Consider the following 17,042-nt stretch of genomic DNA (forward strand, 5'->3'; position numbering starts at 1 on the left):
AACGACATCATGAATTTCACGAAAATGCACGGACTTGGAAACGACTTTATTCTCATCCACCAGACCCAAAAGCCGTCTTTTGATGAATGTTCGGCGTTGGCACGGAAGATGTGTGACCGACACACGGGAGCCGGTGCGGATGGCCTGGTGGTGATGTATCCGTCCGATCAAGCGGATCTTTCCATGCGGATCTTTAATTCGGACGGATCGATGGCGGAACAATGCGGCAATGCCATGCGCTGTGTGGCCAAATATTATTATGAAAAAATTTCAAGCCGGAAAAATACGTTTGCGATCGAAACCAAAGTGGGGGTGCAACCGGTTTGGACGGATGGGAAAAACGTGAGGGTGGATATGGGGAAACCCGTTTTGGCACCAGCGGAGATTCCCGTCCGGTTGAGCGGGGAAAAAGCGGTGAACCAAACGATTGAAGCGGACGGGGTCTCATTTCGGTTTTCGGCCGTGTCCATGGGGAATCCTCATGCGGTGATTGAAGTGGAGGATTTAGACAAGTTTCCGGTCGAAAAGTGGGGACCCGTTCTGGAAAAACATGATATGTTTCCGCAAAAAGCAAACATCGAGTTTGTCACGTTCCAGTCGCCACAAGAGGTATGGATGCGTGTGTGGGAGCGGGGCGTCGGGCAAACCATGGCTTGCGGCTCCGGCGCTTGTGCGACGGTCGTGGCGGGGGTGCTTGCCGGCCGCCTTGACCGGACGGCCCGGGTAAAGCTTTTGGGAGGCGAATTGCTCATCGAATGGAATGAACAAGATCAACATGTTTATATGACGGGGCCAGCTGAATTTGTTTATGAAGGGGTATGGCTGGACTGACGCCATACCCGTGGCTGATTACTTTCGGTTGTCCCAACGGAAGGAAACGGGAGGTTCTGTTGTGGAATCTCCTGTTCTTTTTTTGCTGCGGCGCATGCGGATCCCCAAAATGATCCCGGCGACCAAACCGATGATGGCGATCAGCAAAATCACACTCCATGTATAGGGATTGGGAATGACATAAACAACATAGACAGGATTGGGCTTGGCCGGATCGATCTGCCATGTCAAGGTTTTTCCGCCGTTTTCCACGGAGGTTGCGTTATGTTCGTCCGCTTGAAGCGGAGTGGTGAGATGAAAACGGAAATTCATTTGTTCCAGAATCCATTCCGCCAGGTCTTGCCGGGGCATTTCATCCGAAAAGTCGATCACATCCCGATAAATGATCTGGGAGGTGAAAAATTGATGTTCCACGTTTAAACCGCCGTCGTCTTTTGGCCCCGATGCAGGTGCAGAGCCGGTCGGTTGCAGAGACTCAAAGGTTTTTGATGGTGGTTCCTCGATCACGCTTTGGACCCTTTTTTCGGCCACAAAGCCTTTTTGGGATCCTTCTGAAATCTCCCGCAGCTGAAATCCTTGCTGCTTCAGCCGGGTTTTGACATTGCCCAGATTGGTGAGGATCAAATCATTGGTGAGGATTTTCACTTGGTAGGTTCCGGATCCGTCGCGGTGGATGTCCACATGAATGTCGGCTTGGACACATCCGGTGAAGAACAGAAAAAAAGACAGACAGATCAGCGTCAGGATCAGATGATTTCGTCTGTGCATAACAATCCCCTTTGACTTTTTTCTGGATTATACACGGAATCATCATTTGCTTCAAATGAACCGGAACAAATCGGGGAAATGTAGAAATGGGAACGCTTTCGTTTGAACATGCTCCTTGATTGTTTTTTGAAATGACTTATCGGTTACATTAAAATGAAGATTGGTTTATTCATGGAAAAACCGTAAAACCAGGAATCGGAGAATGAGGGTGAAAAAACATGAAAAACGTGATTACGTTTGATTACACCAAAGCCAAAGCTTTTTTCAGCGGGCAGGAAATCGATCAGATGGCTCCGGCGGTCAAAATGGCGCACGAATTGCTACATACGGGCACCGGAGCCGGATCTGATTTTCTCGGTTGGCTGGAACTGCCGGAAAAATATGACCGCGAAGAGTATGAGCGGATTAAAAAGGCGGCGCAAAAAATTCAATCCGACTCGGACGCCCTGGTGGTGATCGGGATCGGCGGTTCCTATTTGGGAGCGCGTGCAGCGATTGAAATGTTGACCCATACGTTTCATAACCAATTGGCGAAAACCGGGCGAAAAGTGCCGGAAATCTATTTTGTGGGCCATCACATTGCTTCCACTTATGTGGCGGATCTGTTGGAGGTGCTGGAAGGAAAAGAAGTCAGTGTCAATGTGATTTCCAAATCCGGAACCACAACGGAACCGGCCATTGCTTTCCGGATTTTCCGTGAGTACATGGAGAAACGCTACGGAAAAGAAGAAGCCCGTCGCCGGATTTATGCCACCACCGACCGGAAAAAAGGCGCTTTGAAAAAATTGGCCGATGAAGAAGGATATGAAACATTTGTCATTCCGGACGATGTGGGCGGACGCTACTCGGTGTTGACCGCTGTCGGGCTTTTGCCGATTGCCACGGCCGGAATCGACATCGATGAAATGATGGCGGGAGCCCGGGCCGGGATGAAACGGTACGGGAATCCGGAGTTGGCGGAAAATGAGAGCTACCAATATGCATTGGTGCGAAATGCGTTGTACCGCAAAGGAAAAACCACCGAGATTCTTGTCAACTATGATCCGTCTTTGCAATATTTCAGCGAGTGGTGGAAACAGCTCTACGGGGAAAGTGAAGGAAAAGACCAAAAAGGAATTTTCCCGGCATCAGTCAATTTCACCACCGACCTGCATTCCATGGGGCAATACATTCAGGAAGGCTTGCGCAACATTTTCGAAACCGTGGTGTTTGTGGAAAAATCCCGCAAATCCGTCACCCTTCCGGAAGATGCCGGTGACTTGGACGGACTGAACTACCTGGCGGGCAAAGAACTGGATTTTGTCAATCGCAAGGCTTTTGAAGGAACCATGCTGGCCCATACGGACGGCCATGTGCCCAACCTGGTGGTCTCCGTGAGCGAGCACAGTCCGTATGCATTCGGACAACTGGTGTATTTCTTTGAAAAAGCGTGTGGAATCAGCGGGTATTTGTTGGGGGTTAATCCGTTTGACCAACCCGGGGTGGAAGCTTACAAAAAGAACATGTTTGCCTTGCTCGGAAAGCCAGGGTTCGAAAAAGAAAAAGAAGAATTGCTCAAACGGTTGAATTTCTGAAACGTTGCCACTTGGTTTGGACCCATCCGGTTTCATCCTTCCGATGAGCCGGATTTTTTTATTTGCAGGCTTTTTAAGCATGAAAACGCGAGCGGGATGGAGAACCATCCAGAAGTTGATTGACAAATCCGTTTGGAGGCGTGCGGAGCGATTTGCTCTGTTATTGCATATATTATAAATTTTATGTGATAATGAAAAAATAAGTCATTTTTATCGATCCATCACAGAGGCTATAAAGGCAGGAGGACAGATTCTATGGACGCTTTGCAAAATTTGATGGAGGAACTGGTCAATGCCAAAGGGGTTCCAGGAAATGAAAGAGGAGTCAGGCAAGTGTTCCAAAAACATTTGGAACCGTTGTCGGAGGAGATCCTGACCGACCGTCTCGGGGGACTGGCCGGGAAAAAAACGGGAGATGCCGCCGGACCCAAAATCTTGCTTGCCGGGCATCTTGATGAAATCGGTTTCATGGTTACATACATTACCGAGAAAGGCTTTTTAAAGTTTCAACCATTGGGCGGTTGGTGGGCACACAATATGTTATCCCACCGTGTGGTGGTTCAATCCCGCAAAGGCGAATACTTGGGAGTGATCGGTTCGAAACCGCCTCATGCCTTAAAAGCGGAAGAACGGAAAAAAGTCATGAACATCAAGGAAATGTTCATTGATATCGGTGCGAAAAGCCGGGCGGAAGCCGAAGAAATGGGGATTCGTCCGGGAGACAGCGTGGTTCCGGTATCCGATTTTTTCACCATGCAAGACGGAAAGATTTGGGGAGGAAAAGCGCTGGATAATCGCGCGGGTTGTGCGCTGGCCCTTGAGGTGTTGAGGCAACTGAAAGATGAGGCGCATCCCAATGTTGTCTACGGCGGAGCCACCGTGCAAGAAGAAGTCGGCGTGCGGGGAGCGGGAACGCTCGCGGAATTGGTGAAGCCCGACATTGCCTTTGCGTTGGATGTCGGGATGGCTTATGACATTCCGGGCTTTGAAGGACATCCCGGGGAAGCGGCGATGGGGGAAGGCCCGTTGATGTTTATCATGGATTATACCATGATCCCGCATACCGGATTGAGAAATTTGGTGATGGATACCGCTGAAGAGTTGGAAATTCCATTGCAGGTGGATGCTTTGATGGGCGGCGGGACCGACGGGGCAAAATTCCATTTGCACGGAACCGGATGCCCGACGGTGGTGATCGGTTTCCCCACCCGGTATGTACACAGTCATAATTCATTGATGTCCAGGCATGATTTTGAACAGGCTGCCCGGTTGTTGACGGCCGTCATCAAAAAATTGGACCAAAACACGTTGGACAGCTGGTTATAATTACCGGCGGAGATTGGCTGGATACCGTTTATCCGGCCAATCTCCGCTGAAACCGCTTACAAAAAGGATCCTGTTTGTGAAGCCATTTCCTCCAAGTTATACCAAAAATATTTTTTATTAGTTGAAAATAACAAGCAAATTAATTAATATATAAATAGTTTTATTTGAAATCATATTCGTGTTTTTTGTTCCAAAAAGGATGAATTGTTGGAAAAATGGCTAAAGTCGATCAAAGGGAGAGGTGGTTCGTTTTATTTCATCAGTGTATTTTGAAATATTCAAATAAAAAAACAATGGCGTTTTTGTGATGGTTGACCGATTTCGGGACAAAATGAAAAAAGCTGTGACGATTAGTTGATTTGATTGAAATGGACGCCCTATATACAGGAGGAGAGACAGGTGAATTTATTCCGGAAAAAAGACATTTCCAATGCACTTGCGGAGTCGCAAAAAGGAGGAAAATTAAAGCGGGACTTAGGCGCCTTTGATTTAACCATGCTTGGAATCGGGGCGGTCATCGGCACAGGCATCTTCGTGCTGACGGGAGCCGGTGCACTCAAAGCGGGTCCGGCCCTTGCCGTTTCCTTTGTCATTGCCGCCATCGCTTGTGCGTTTTCGGCACTGGCTTATGCTGAATTCGCATCGATGGCTCCGGTTTCAGGATCCGCTTATACGTACAGTTATGCAACCTTGGGAGAAATTATCGCATGGATTATCGGTTGGGATTTGGTGTTGGAATACATGTTCGCAGTCAGTTCGGTTTCGGTGGGTTGGTCGGGTTATTTCCAATCCTTGCTGGGTGGTTTTGGTATTCATTTTCCGGATGCACTGACCGCGGCACCCGGAGCGGTGGAAGGAGTCACCACCTATTTTAATTTGCCTGCATTTTTGATTGTCATGATCATTACGTTTTTGCTCTCGCGCGGAATCACGGAGTCGAAAAAGGCCAATAATATCATGGTGATCATTAAAGTGGCTGTGGTTCTGCTCTTTATCATCGTGGGGGCATTTTATGTGAAGCCGTCCAACTGGGAGCCGTTTGCCCCGTTTGGATTTGAGGGGATTTTTTCCGCAGCCGCTCTTGTATTCTTTGCTTTTATCGGGTTTGATGCGGTTGCCGCAGCTGCAGAAGAAACACGGAATCCCAAACGGGATTTGCCGATCGGTTTGTTGACCTCGCTCGGGATTTGCGCGTTGCTGTATGTGATTGTAACACTGGTGATGACGGGGATTGTTCCGTATCAGGAGTTTGCCAAAGACCTTTCTCACCCGATTTCGCTGGCCTTGCAGAAAGCGCAGCAAGATTGGTTTGCCGGTGTAATCGATCTGGGGGCAATCATGGGGATGACCACCGTGATTTTGGTAATGCTTTACGGGCAAACCCGGATTTTCTTCTCCATGTCCCGGGACGGTTTGTTGCCAAAGGCGTTTTCCTGGGTTCATCCCAAATATAAAACACCGTACACCAGCACATGGATTATCGGAACCATTGCGGCTTTTGTCGGAGCGCTTCTGCCTTTGGAGAAATTGGCGGAACTTGTGAACATCGGAACGCTCTTTGCGTTTACGGTTGTTTCGCTCGGCGTGATTATCCTGCGTTATACCCAGCCTGATTTGCCGCGTCCGTTCCGTTGCCCGGGAGTTCCGGTGATTCCGGCAATCGCCATTTTTGCCTGTTTGTTCTTGATTTCCAATCTGGCTGTCTTTACCTGGATTGCCTTTGCAGTCTGGTTTTTGGTCGGACTTATCATTTACTTCACGTATTCCCGGAGGCATTCTTTGTTAAATCAACAATAAGACAAAATAAAAAAGGCATCTTCAGTTTGCGAAGATGCCTTTTTATTTTTTTATGCAGTGATCCCCGGTTTTTCCGGTCTCAACAGCCCGGTTTTTTTCAGGAAGGACAAAATCAGATGGCCCTTGGGGAGTAGGCGGATTTCATTTTCGCCGATGGTTCGCGTCATCAACAAGAAAATGCCGTAGATGAGAACGGCCAAAATCCCCAAAACAACGCTCAGCAAGGCGTTCGATATACGCGAAATGTGCAAGGGATCAAACCATCCGGTTGTCAATGTATACAAGCCGATTAAAAAGATCCCCATCAATCCGCTGCACAGGGCCGGTTTGACAAACTGACGCGTGACATCGACGTGGATGCCGGTTTTTTTGACCACCATCCAAGTGTTTAAAAAGCAGACGATGATATATGCCAAAACCATGGAGACGGCAGAACCGGTAATGCCAAACCACGGCACGAAGACGAAATTTCCGGCCATTTTGCAAACCGCTCCGATCATCAAATGGCGAACCGGCAATTTATTGTAGCCCATTCCCTGAAGGATGCCGGAACTGGTGACCGCCAGGGTGCTGAAAATGGCGGAGAAAGCCAGAACGGACAAGGTCAGGGTTCCGCTGTCGTTTTGATACATCATGATATTTAACGGCCGGGCCAAAATGACGAGGCTGATGACGGACGGCAAGCTGACGATCAAGGTCATCAACCAGGCTTGTTTGACTTTGTGCTCGACCGCTTTCATCTCCTGTTTGGCAATATGGGCGGAGATGGTGGGAATCAGCGCCAAAGTCAACGAAGAGGAAAAGGTCGAAATCACATTGACAAAAGGTTCCCCGCGTCCGTAAATCCCGAACAGCGTGTTGGACATGCTTTCCGAATATCCCATATTCATCAATAACCGCGGGACGGTGAAGGAATCAATCAAGCCGATCAACGGCAGGACCAGGGAACCAAGTGAGATCGGCAAAGCATAAAGGACGATTTGCTTGGCCAGCCGGCCCAAGGGCTCTTTTGGTTTGGAGTCTTGCTCCGTGGTGACGGGTTCCTTTTTGAGTTTCTTTACGTCCCGGAAGTTATACCAAAGCACGACGGCCAGCCCGCCCAGCGCCCCGGCAAAAGCTCCGGAAGTGGCTCCGGCGGCGACCAGTTCTTGCGAAAATTGTGCTTCAACCATCCAGTATGTAAGACCGATCACCACACCCACGCGAACGATTTGTTCCACAACTTGCGAAATGCCGGTTGGCATCATTTGTTGATGTCCTTGGAAATATCCACGGTAAACCGCCATCACCGGAACAATCAAAATGGCCAGGGCCAAAACTTTCAAGGAAGACTCGGTCGGCGGGTTGTCAAGCAACACATGGGATATGAATTTTGCTCCGAAAAATAAAATGCAAAAGGCGACCAATCCGGTCAGGCTCAAAATGATGGAAGCCGCTTTTAATACCCGCCGGGCCCCCAAACGATCCCCTTGGGCCAGCCGTTCCGCAACAAATTTGGAAACGGTGATCGGGATTCCGGCGGAGGCGATCATGAGCAAGATCGTGTAAAATGGGAAAGATATGCGATAAAGACCAACGGTTTCGTCCCCGGCAATATTTTGAAACGGGGCCCAGAACAAAGCACCGAGAATTTTGGTGAATAACGTTGCAATGCTTAATATAACGGTTCCTTTGACGAGTTTATTTGCCATTTTCCTTCTTCCTTTAATTTTAAAATTTATATGGATTTATTCTATCAGGAATCCGTCCGGAAGCATACAATCGATTGGGCGAGAATCGTAAAATAAAATGAAATTCTGCGTCCATCCTCCGTTTGATTTCACCAGAGCAAGTTCATTATCATTAAGATGAACAATGAGATGGAGAGGGCTGGATAGATGGGTACGATAACAAATGCAGTCAGTATGACAGGATATGGACGCGGCGAAATCGAAAGGGACGGAGTCCGGATTGTCACCGAGATTCGCACGATGAACCATCGTTTCCTCGATATGGTGATCCGCATGCCAAACAGGTGGATGGTACTGGAAGATTTGATCCGGAAAAAAGTCCAGCAAGTGATCCGCAGAGGCAGAGCGGACATTTTTGTCACCATCGAAGGGATGAAGCCCCCCGAACGAAAAGCGGAAGTGGATTGGAACCTGTTGGAGAGTTTTATTTCTGCCGGCAAAACTTTAAATGAAAAATGGGGGATTGCTCCCGGATTGACCATGGCGGATTTGATCAACAAGCCGGAGCTGTGGCTGATTGAGGAAGTGAAGCCTTCGGTGGAGGAGTATGAAGAGTCCGTTTTGGCTTCGGTGGAGACGGCTTTAACGTCTTTGAAAAAAATGCGAAGACAAGAAGGCATCCATTTGAGCCGGGATCTGATGAAGAGAGTGGACTGCCTGGATGAGTATGTGGAGGAAATGGAAGAGCTCGCTCCCGAGGTGAGCCGGCATGTCGGAAACAAATTGCGGAAGCGGCTGGAGGAATGGCTGGGTCATTCTGACATTGATCCCGACCGGATCTTGACGGAAGCGGCGATCTGGGCGGAAAAAGCGGATATCACCGAAGAGTTGATCCGGTTGAAAAGCCATATGGACCAATTTCGAAAAACGTTGGAAAAAGAAGAACCAATCGGGCGGAAACTGGACTTTTTGATCCAGGAAATGAACCGGGAAGTCAACACCGTCGGCTCCAAAGCCAACTTAAAGGCGATCAGCAAGTATGTCATTGAATGCAAAAGTGAACTGGAAAAAATGAAAGAACAGGTGCAAAATATTGAGTAATACATTGATTATTAAGGGGAAACGGTCTAAAATAGCGTAGTAGGCAATCAATGGTTTAAGAAATTCAGGCTCTTTCCCAACGAATATTGAACATGGGTGAGGAGGCACTTTGATTTGGGTATTAAATTAATCAACATTGGATTTGGAAATATTGTATCTGCCAACCGTATTGTATCGATTGTCAGTCCGGATTCGGCTCCCATCAAACGGATCATTCAGGAAGCGAGGGAACGCGGTGTCCTGATTGATGCTACATATGGACGCCGGACCCGGGCGGTCATCATCACGGACAGCGACCATGTCATTTTATCCGCGGTTCAGCCGGAAACGGTGGCTCACCGTTTGGCGAACAAAGAGCAACATGAAGAAATTGTGGAGTAGGAAGGGCTTTGAGATGAAAGCAAATTATGTCAATGAAGGGCTTTTGGTTGTGATTTCCGGACCTTCCGGTGTCGGGAAAGGAACGGTTTGCAAAGCATTGCGTGAAATGATGCCCGAACTGACGTATTCGATTTCCGCAACCACCCGTTCCCCCCGTGAAGGAGAAGTGGATGGAGTCAACTATTTTTTCAAGTCCGTCCAAGAGTTTGAAAAAATGATTGAAGAAGATGAACTGATTGAATGGGCTCAATATGTGGGAAACTATTACGGCACGCCCCGGCACTTCGTCGAGGAGACACTGGCAAAAGGCCGGGATGTCGTTTTGGAAATTGAAGTGCAAGGTGCCATGCAGGTGAAGGAAAAATATCCGCAAGGCATTTTCATCTTTTTAGTTCCCCCTTCGTTTGAAGAGTTGCGTCAACGGATCATCCATCGGGGAACCGAAAGCGAATCGGTGTTGAACCTCCGGCTTGAAGCGGCAAGCGATGAATTGAAACAAATCAATCAATACGATTATGTCGTCATCAACGATGAAGTGGACAAAGCTTGCGAACGGATCCGCGCCATTGTGATGGCGGAACATTGCCGGACGGATCGGTTGAAAATCAGTGAAGACGCGTAGTGGATGGAGGGTTTGATCATGTTATATCCATCGATCGATTTATTGATGCAAAAAGCGGACAGCAAATATTCATTGGTGGTGTTGGCGGCCAAACGGGCCCGGAGCCTGTTGGAAGGTGAAAGCACGCAATTGGAGCCCAAATCCCAAAAATATGTGGGAATGGCGTTGGAAGAGATTGCAGCTGATATTCTCGTCCCGACATCACGCGAATGAAAAATAACAACCTGTACAGGTTGTTATTTTTCTATGTGGCACTCATCCTTCATTTCACCATTCATTCCCAGCGGTTGTTTGGATTGGAACAGGCGAAGGGATGTGGTGGCAGAGGGCGAAAGAGCGTATTGATCCGGTGCACCGTGTCACACGGTGCACGGCGTTTGTGGTCCCGATTGCGGACGGATCGAAGAGAGGAGGAAACATCATCGTGAAGGGAAAACGAATTGGATTGGGCATCACCGGAGGCATTGCAGCTTACAAAGCGGCGACCGTGGCAAGTCAGTTGACCCAGCGCGGAGCGGATGTCCGTGTCATCATGACCGGGTCAGCGACGAAGTTTATCACTCCTCTCACTCTGCAGGTGTTATCGCGGAACCATGTAACGGTGGACACGTTTGACGAGCACCGGCCGGAAGTGGTAAATCATATTGACTTGGCGGATCATGCCGATTTGTTCGTGATTGCTCCGGCCACGGCAAACATCATTGCCAAAATGGCTCACGGCTTGGCCGATGACATGTTGTCCACCACGTTACTTGCGACCCGGGCGCCCGTTGTTTTGGCGCCGGCAATGAATGTCAATATGTATGAAAACCAGGCAGTGCAAGAAAACATCGCGATTCTGAGAAAAAGGGGCATTTTGTTCATTGAGCCGGGCGAAGGACAACTGGCTTGCGGTTACGTCGGCAAAGGGCGCATGGCGGAACCGGAGCAGATTGTCAAATGGGTGGAGCACTTTTTCTCCAATCGCCGGCTTTTGGCGGGAAAAAAGGTTTTGATCACGGCCGGCCCCACGTTGGAACCCATTGATCCGGTCCGCTATATCTCCAACCATTCTTCGGGAAAAATGGGATTTGCCTTGGCGGAAGCGGCCCGTGAGGCAGGAGCGGAAGTGATTTTGGTCACCGGCCCGGTCTCCTTGAAAACGCCTCTCGGGGTCCGGCGGGTGGATGTCCGGCGAACGGGCGAAATGAAAGAAGCCGTCCGGAAACATTTGCCGGAGGTGGATGTGATTTTCAAGGCGGCCGCCGTTTCGGATTACCGTCCCAAAGAATTTATGGAACAAAAAATGAAAAAAACCAAAGACGAGATGACGTTAAACCTGGTCAAAACGGAAGACATCGCCAAATGGGTCGGAGCGCACAAAAAGCCGCATCAATTATTTGTGGGCTTTGCCGCCGAAACCGAAAATCTGGAAGCTTATGCAAGTGACAAATTAAAACGAAAAGGGATGGATTACATTGTGGCCAATAATGTAACCATGCCCGGAGCCGGATTTGGCAGCGACACCAATATTGTCACGGTGTATGACCGGCACGGAAAAGTTTTTTCCCTGCCCCGGATGAGTAAATTGGAGGTGGCACGGAAGTTGATGACCTTGGTTGGGGACTGGTTTGCAAATGATTGCTGAAGTGATCGTGGATGTGCCGGCTCAGGCCGCAGACCGCCCGTTTGATTATTTGATTCCAAAAGAGCTGGAACCGGATATCCGTGTGGGCAGCCGGGTCCATGTTCCTTTCGGGAACCGCAAGCTGATCGGATATGTTGTGAAAATCAAAGAGAAGGCGGAAACCAAGCGGGTGAAACCGGTTATCGAAGTGATGGATTTCATCCCGCCTCTTACGCCTGAACTGGTTGAGCTGGCCGCCATGATGGCGGAAGAATATATGTGCCACACGATTACCGCTCTGCAATCCATGGTGCCGGCGGTTTTGAAAGGAAAGTACCAAAAAGTGGTTCGTTATGCGGATAATCAGACGGACGAGATCGCAGACGATCTGTCTCTGATTGATTGCGAACCTTTTTTGACCCGGTTGAAAGAGAAAGGCGAGTGTACCTGGGATGAGGCGTTATCGCTTGGCATGAGTGCCTCCCGGTTGCGAAAACTTGCCGCCGTCGGACGGATCATTCTGGAAGAAAGAGTGGGAGACCGGGTGACCCGGAACAAGGTGACCTGGGTGTTTCCCAAAAGCCGGGAAACCCTGCTCCAAGCTTTGGAAGGATTGAGCAAAAGGGCAACGCGCCAGCGGGAAGTGCTCCGATATTTTTTGGCTCAAGAAAGCGAAATTCCGCTTCCCCGGTTGCTCAGTGAGCTTCAAGTATCCCGTTCGACGATCCAAAGCCTTGTCCAAAAAGGAATTTTGATGGAAGAGGAGCGGGAAGAATTCCGGGATCCTTATCGGCATCAACAATTTCAAAAAACCAAGCCGCTTCCTTTAACCGGCGAGCAGCAGAAGGCTTATGACGCCATGATGGAATCCATCCGTGAGAACAAGCCCCGTACCATCTTGTTGCAAGGGGTGACCGGAAGCGGAAAAACCGAAGTTTATCTTCAAGTGATTGCGGAAGTTTTGCGGCGGGGACGGGAAGCAATTGTGCTGGTTCCGGAGATCTCCCTCACCCCGCAGATGGTGGAACGGTTCAAAGGCCGCTTCGGTGATCAGGTGGCGGTTTTGCACAGCCGTCTGTCCGGCGGCGAACGGTATGATGAATGGCGAAAAATCCGCCGCGGGGAAGTGAAGGTGGCCATCGGTGCCCGGTCCGCCATTTTCGCACCGTTTCAACAGCTTGGATTGATCATTATTGATGAAGAACATGAGTCTTCCTATAAACAAGAGGAAAATCCCAAATATCACGCGCGGCATGTTGCACAGTGGCGGATTCAAAAACACGGGGCAACCTTGGTATTGGGTTCCGCCACGCCGTCGTTGGAGAGTTACAAGCAAGCTTGCGAAGGGCATTTTCACCGGGTGGAGTTAAAAGAACGGGTTCACGGACGCCCCTTTCCGGAGATGAAAGTGGTGGATATGCGAAAGGAGCTGGCCGACGGCAACCGGTCGATGTTCAGTGCATGTTTGCGGCAGGAACTGACCCGGTGCCTGGACCAAAATGAGCAGGCGGTGTTGTTTTTAAACCGGCGCGGCTTTTCCACTTTTGTCATGTGCCGGGAATGCGGCGAATCGGTGATGTGTCCCCATTGTGACATTTCGTTGACTTATCACCAGACGAACCGGACGGTGCGTTGCCATTATTGCGGATATGCGGAGCGTGTGCCGGAAGTTTGTCCGTCATGCGGCAGCAAATATATCCGCCATTTCGGTGTCGGAACGCAAAAAGTGGAGCAGGAATTGGTCCGCCATTTTCCCGGTATCCGCGTGATCCGGATGGATGTGGACACCACCAGTCGCAAAGGGGCGCACGAACAGCTCTTGAGCCAATTCGGGAGAAAGCAGGCGGATGTTTTGCTTGGAACCCAGATGATTGCCAAAGGGCTGGATTTTCCAGATGTTACATTGGTGGGGGTCATTGCGGCGGATTCGATGCTTCATTTGCCCGATTTCCGCTCGGCGGAACGCACATTTCAATTATTGACTCAGGTCAGCGGCCGGGCAGGACGGCATGAAAAGCCGGGAAAAGTGGTGATCCAAACCTATAGTGCCGATCACTACAGCATCCGGATGGCAGTCCGCCGCGAGACGGAACGTTTTTACCGGCAGGAAGCGGAAGTCCGCAAAAAACATTTTTATCCCCCTTATTGCGGATTGTTTTCTTTTTTGATCAGTCATCCGGACCGGGTGAAGGTGATGCGTGCGGGGCAAGAGCTGGCTTTTCACCTCGGAAAGGATTTTCCGTCCGATTGTGAGCTCTTGGGACCGGTACCGGCTCCCATTCCGCGGATCAAAGACCGTTACCGCATGCAAATGTTGATTAAATATCCGCCCGGCAGCCCGTCCGTTCAGTGGTTGAAACACCGGGTGAGAGAAATGCTTTATTCGATGGAGGATCCCCAATTGAAAATCAGTTTGGACCGGGATGGAATGGAATCGTTGATTCCGGCCACTGCTTTATAAAGAAAAGACAGGAAAGGAGCTTGATGATGGCAATTCGCAACATTGTTCAATACCCGGATCCGGTCTTGAAGAAAAAAGCCCGGCCGGTTCAAAAATTCAACGCACGGCTTCACAAACTGCTCGATGACATGGCAGAAACCATGTATGATGCAAAAGGTGTCGGGTTGGCGGCTCCGCAAGTCGGGATATTAAAAAGAGTGATTGTCGTCGATGTCGGGGAAGGGTTGATGGAAATCGTGAATCCCGAAATCGTTGAGAAGAAAGGGGAACAACTTGCTCCGCCGGAAGGGTGCTTGAGCATTCCCAATCTGTTGGGGGAAGTGCGGCGGGCACAATGGGTGAAAGTCACCGGGCAGGACCGGGACGGAAATCCGGTTGAAATCGAGGCGGAAGGTTATTTGGCCCGGGCATTGCAACACGAAGTGGATCATTTAAACGGTGTATTGTTTATTGATATTGCTGACCGCGTATTCCGTCCGGAGGAGGAATTGGATTGAGCAAAGCCAGAGTGTTATTTATGGGCACGCCGGATTTTGCTGTGCCCTCTTTGCGTTTGTTGCTGGAAGAGAAGGATCAGGTGGAAGTGATCGGGGTGGTGACCCAGCCGGACCGCCCCAAAGGCAGAAAAAAAGTGTTAACGCCGCCCCCGGTCAAGGTGGAAGCCATAAAACATGATCTGCCGGTGTTCCAGCCGCAAAAATTGAGATCAGAAGAAGCCATCCGTCAGGTTTTGGAACTTCAGCCGGACTTGATTGTGACCGCGGCATACGGACAAATTTTGCCGGAGCCGGTTTTAAATGCCCCCAAATACGGATGCATCAATGTTCATGCCTCGTTGTTGCCCAAATACCGGGGAGGGGCTCCGATCCACCATGCCATTATCAACGGGGAAAAGGAAACCGGGGTGACGATCATGTACATGGTCAAAGCGCTGGATGCCGGGGACATGCTCTTGCAACGGGCGATTCCGATCACCTCCGGGGATAATGTGGGGACCATGCATGATAAATTGGCAAATCTTGGCGCAGAATTATTAAAAGAAGTTCTTCCTTCCATTCTGGACGGCACGGTGCAGGCCGTTCCTCAAGATGATGAGCAGGCGACTTTTGCCCCCAATATCACCCGCGAAGATGAAAAAATCGACTGGGAACGAACTGCTCAGGAACTGGATTGTCAAATCCGCGGCTTGTGCCCGTGGCCGGTGGCCTATACATTGTGGAAGGGAAAACCGTTTAAAATTTGGAAGGCTTCGGTGGTGAATGAAGAAACCCAAGGCGAGCCCGGCACGGTAATCCGGCTTGATAACAATGGCATTGTGGTGGCCACCGGCAAAGGATTGCTGCGATTGACGGAGGTACAGCCTTCCGGAAAAAAACCCATGCCGGCCAGGCAATTTATCAACGGCCGGCAGATGAAGGCAGGAGATCGGTTCGGTGACTAAACAAAGGGAGGTCAATGCCCGGGAAACCGCTCTTTCCATTTTGGAGAAATGGGAAGAAAGACAAGCATACAGCAATTTGCTTTTGAATCAGGCGCTGCAAGCGTCCCCGTTGAATGAGAAGGACAAGCGCCTGGTGACTGAACTGGTTTATGGAACGATCCAACGGAAAAACACACTGGATTGGATTTTGAACCAGTTGGTGAAAAAAGGTGTCGGCTCTTTGGAACTCTGGGTCCGCCAATTGTTGCGGCTCGGGATTTATCAATTGCTTTATCTGGATAAGATTCCGGAGCGGGCGGCGATTTACGAAACGGTGCAAATCAGCAAAAAGAGGGGGCACCGGGGCATCAGCGGCCTGGTCAACGGGGTGTTGCGTTCTTTTTTAAGGAACCGGCACCGGTTGACACCGAAAAAGAATCCGCAAACCCTGGCGGAAAAAGCGGTTTCGTATTCCCATCCCGAGTGGATAATCGAACGGATGGAACAGGCATACGGGGAGGAAGAAACGAAAGCGGCATTGCTTTCCAATCACCATCCCCCCCGGGTGAGTGTCCGGGTGAACAGGCTGAAGATGGATCCGGATGTATTCATCAAAGAGTGGAATGCAACCGGAACCGGCCAGGCAGAGGCATCCGGAATCGCACCGGAAGGGGTCACGATTTCAGGCGGTGGAAACCCGGCGTTCACCCCGTGGTTCCGGGAAGGGTATTGCACCATTCAAGATGAAAGCTCGATGTTGGTGGCGCGAGTTTTGGCGCCGGCACCCGGAATGAAGGTGTTGGATGTCTGCGCGGCTCCCGGAGGGAAAACGACGCATTTGGCGGAATTGATGGGGAATCAGGGACACATTGTGGCCTGTGATGTCCATGACCACAAACTTTCCCTGATCCGGTCCAATGCTTCGCGACTTGGAATTGATATTATTTCCGTCCGGCAACTGGACGGGCGGAACCTGCCCGGACCCTTTCAACCGCATACGTTTGATGCCATTTTGCTCGATGCCCCCTGTTCCGGATTGGGAGTGATCCGTCGCAAACCGGATTTAAAATGGGGCAAAGAAGCGGAAAATATTGAGGCGTTGGCACAATTGCAAAAAGAGTTGCTGGATGCGGCCGCCCCGTTATTGAAACCGGGCGGGGTTCTCGTGTACAGCACCTGCACATGGGAATCGCGTGAAAATTGGGAGCAGGTAGAGTCCTTTTTAAAAAGGCATCCGGATTTTTCCGGTGACAACACCTGGAAGGAAAAATTGCCGGACCCGTTGAAAAACCGGGTCCATTCGGGGGACGGTTGGATTCAAATCCTGCCGCACGATTTTTTAAGTGATGGTTTTTTTATTTCACGGATGATCAAACATTGATAATATGTTCAGGGTGGAGTGCGCCCATGTGCCATGAATCAGCGGGAACAACATCCCGCTGATTTTTTATTTCAATCCACGATGCATGATTTCCCGGGCTTGGT

15 protein-coding genes are annotated in these 17,042 nt (G+C 50.0%); 13 read left to right on the forward strand and 2 right to left on the reverse strand.

All coding sequences use genetic code 11. The features are described from left to right. Window positions 1–9: 9 nt before the first annotated feature. Entirely contained in the window at window positions 10–831 is an 822-nt protein-coding gene (gene dapF / locus FA954_RS06050; RefSeq protein WP_037994918.1) for a diaminopimelate epimerase, read from the forward strand. 18 nt (window positions 832–849) lie between these two features. Here dapF and FA954_RS06055 read toward each other — a convergent pair whose 3' ends face one another. After that, on the reverse strand, window positions 850–1,599 hold the full coding sequence (locus FA954_RS06055) for a DUF3153 domain-containing protein (protein WP_062843163.1): 750 nt from the start codon (window positions 1,597–1,599) through the stop codon (window positions 850–852). A 218-nt stretch (window positions 1,600–1,817) separates the two neighbouring features. On the opposite strand from FA954_RS06055, the gene FA954_RS06060 reads away from it, so the two are divergent. From FA954_RS06060 to bcaP, 3 genes are all read left to right on the forward strand, one after another. Continuing rightward, the gene (locus FA954_RS06060; RefSeq protein WP_037994913.1) at window positions 1,818–3,173 is read left to right on the forward strand and encodes a glucose-6-phosphate isomerase; all 1,356 of its coding nucleotides are present in this window, start codon (window positions 1,818–1,820) and stop codon (window positions 3,171–3,173) included. A gap of 255 nt (window positions 3,174–3,428) precedes the next feature. Beyond that, window positions 3,429–4,499 carry a M42 family metallopeptidase gene (locus FA954_RS06065; protein WP_062843164.1) on the forward strand — a complete coding sequence of 357 codons (1,071 nt, stop codon included), beginning with the start codon at window positions 3,429–3,431 and terminating at the stop codon, window positions 4,497–4,499. A 399-nt stretch (window positions 4,500–4,898) separates the two neighbouring features. Further along, the gene (gene bcaP, locus FA954_RS06070) at window positions 4,899–6,296 is read left to right on the forward strand and encodes a branched-chain amino acid transporter BcaP (RefSeq protein WP_082240642.1); all 1,398 of its coding nucleotides are present in this window, start codon (window positions 4,899–4,901) and stop codon (window positions 6,294–6,296) included. Window positions 6,297–6,346: 50 nt separating this feature from the next. On the opposite strand, the gene FA954_RS06075 is transcribed toward bcaP, so the two are convergent. Beyond that, window positions 6,347–7,987 carry a putative polysaccharide biosynthesis protein gene (locus tag FA954_RS06075; RefSeq protein ID WP_037994909.1) on the reverse strand — a complete coding sequence of 547 codons (1,641 nt, stop codon included), beginning with the start codon at window positions 7,985–7,987 and terminating at the stop codon, window positions 6,347–6,349. 186 nt (window positions 7,988–8,173) lie between these two features. Between FA954_RS06075 and FA954_RS06080 the strand changes: the two genes are divergently transcribed. The 9 genes from FA954_RS06080 to rsmB all read left to right on the forward strand — a co-directional run bounded on the left by FA954_RS06080 (window position 8,174) and on the right by rsmB (window position 16,938). Further along, window positions 8,174–9,067 carry a YicC/YloC family endoribonuclease gene (locus FA954_RS06080; RefSeq protein WP_037994906.1) on the forward strand — a complete coding sequence of 298 codons (894 nt, stop codon included), beginning with the start codon at window positions 8,174–8,176 and terminating at the stop codon, window positions 9,065–9,067. Between the two features lie 114 nt (window positions 9,068–9,181). Next, window positions 9,182–9,448, forward strand: a complete 267-nt coding sequence (gene remA / locus FA954_RS06085; protein ID WP_037994904.1) for an extracellular matrix/biofilm regulator RemA — start codon at window positions 9,182–9,184, stop codon at window positions 9,446–9,448. Window positions 9,449–9,461: 13 nt separating this feature from the next. Next, complete coding sequence (gene gmk, locus FA954_RS06090) at window positions 9,462–10,070, forward strand: guanylate kinase (protein ID WP_062843165.1); 609 nt, start codon at window positions 9,462–9,464, stop codon at window positions 10,068–10,070. Between the two features lie 18 nt (window positions 10,071–10,088). Further along, window positions 10,089–10,283, forward strand: a complete 195-nt coding sequence (rpoZ, locus tag FA954_RS06095) for a DNA-directed RNA polymerase subunit omega (RefSeq protein WP_037994899.1) — start codon at window positions 10,089–10,091, stop codon at window positions 10,281–10,283. Window positions 10,284–10,491: 208 nt separating this feature from the next. Then, entirely contained in the window at window positions 10,492–11,697 is a 1,206-nt protein-coding gene (gene coaBC / locus FA954_RS06100; protein ID WP_062843197.1) for a bifunctional phosphopantothenoylcysteine decarboxylase/phosphopantothenate--cysteine ligase CoaBC, read from the forward strand. After that, window positions 11,687–14,137, forward strand: a complete 2,451-nt coding sequence (priA, locus tag FA954_RS06105) for a primosomal protein N' (protein ID WP_037994898.1) — start codon at window positions 11,687–11,689, stop codon at window positions 14,135–14,137. The genes coaBC and priA overlap by 11 nt, the downstream gene beginning before the upstream one ends. A 26-nt stretch (window positions 14,138–14,163) precedes the next feature. Next, window positions 14,164–14,634: a peptide deformylase gene (def, locus tag FA954_RS06110; RefSeq protein ID WP_037995118.1), complete on the forward strand. Its 471-nt coding sequence runs from the start codon at window positions 14,164–14,166 to the stop codon at window positions 14,632–14,634. Window positions 14,635–14,654: 20 nt separating this feature from the next. Next, entirely contained in the window at window positions 14,655–15,578 is a 924-nt protein-coding gene (gene fmt, locus FA954_RS06115; protein WP_037995116.1) for a methionyl-tRNA formyltransferase, read from the forward strand. Continuing rightward, window positions 15,571–16,938 (forward strand): 16S rRNA (cytosine(967)-C(5))-methyltransferase RsmB, encoded by a 1,368-nt coding sequence (gene rsmB / locus FA954_RS06120; RefSeq protein ID WP_037994896.1) that lies wholly within the window; start codon window positions 15,571–15,573, stop codon window positions 16,936–16,938. The genes fmt and rsmB overlap by 8 nt, the downstream gene beginning before the upstream one ends. Window positions 16,939–17,042: the final 104 nt, after the last annotated feature.

The organism is Thermoactinomyces vulgaris (assembly GCF_005886755.1).
Lineage (GTDB): Bacteria > Bacillota > Bacilli > Thermoactinomycetales > Thermoactinomycetaceae > Thermoactinomyces > Thermoactinomyces vulgaris.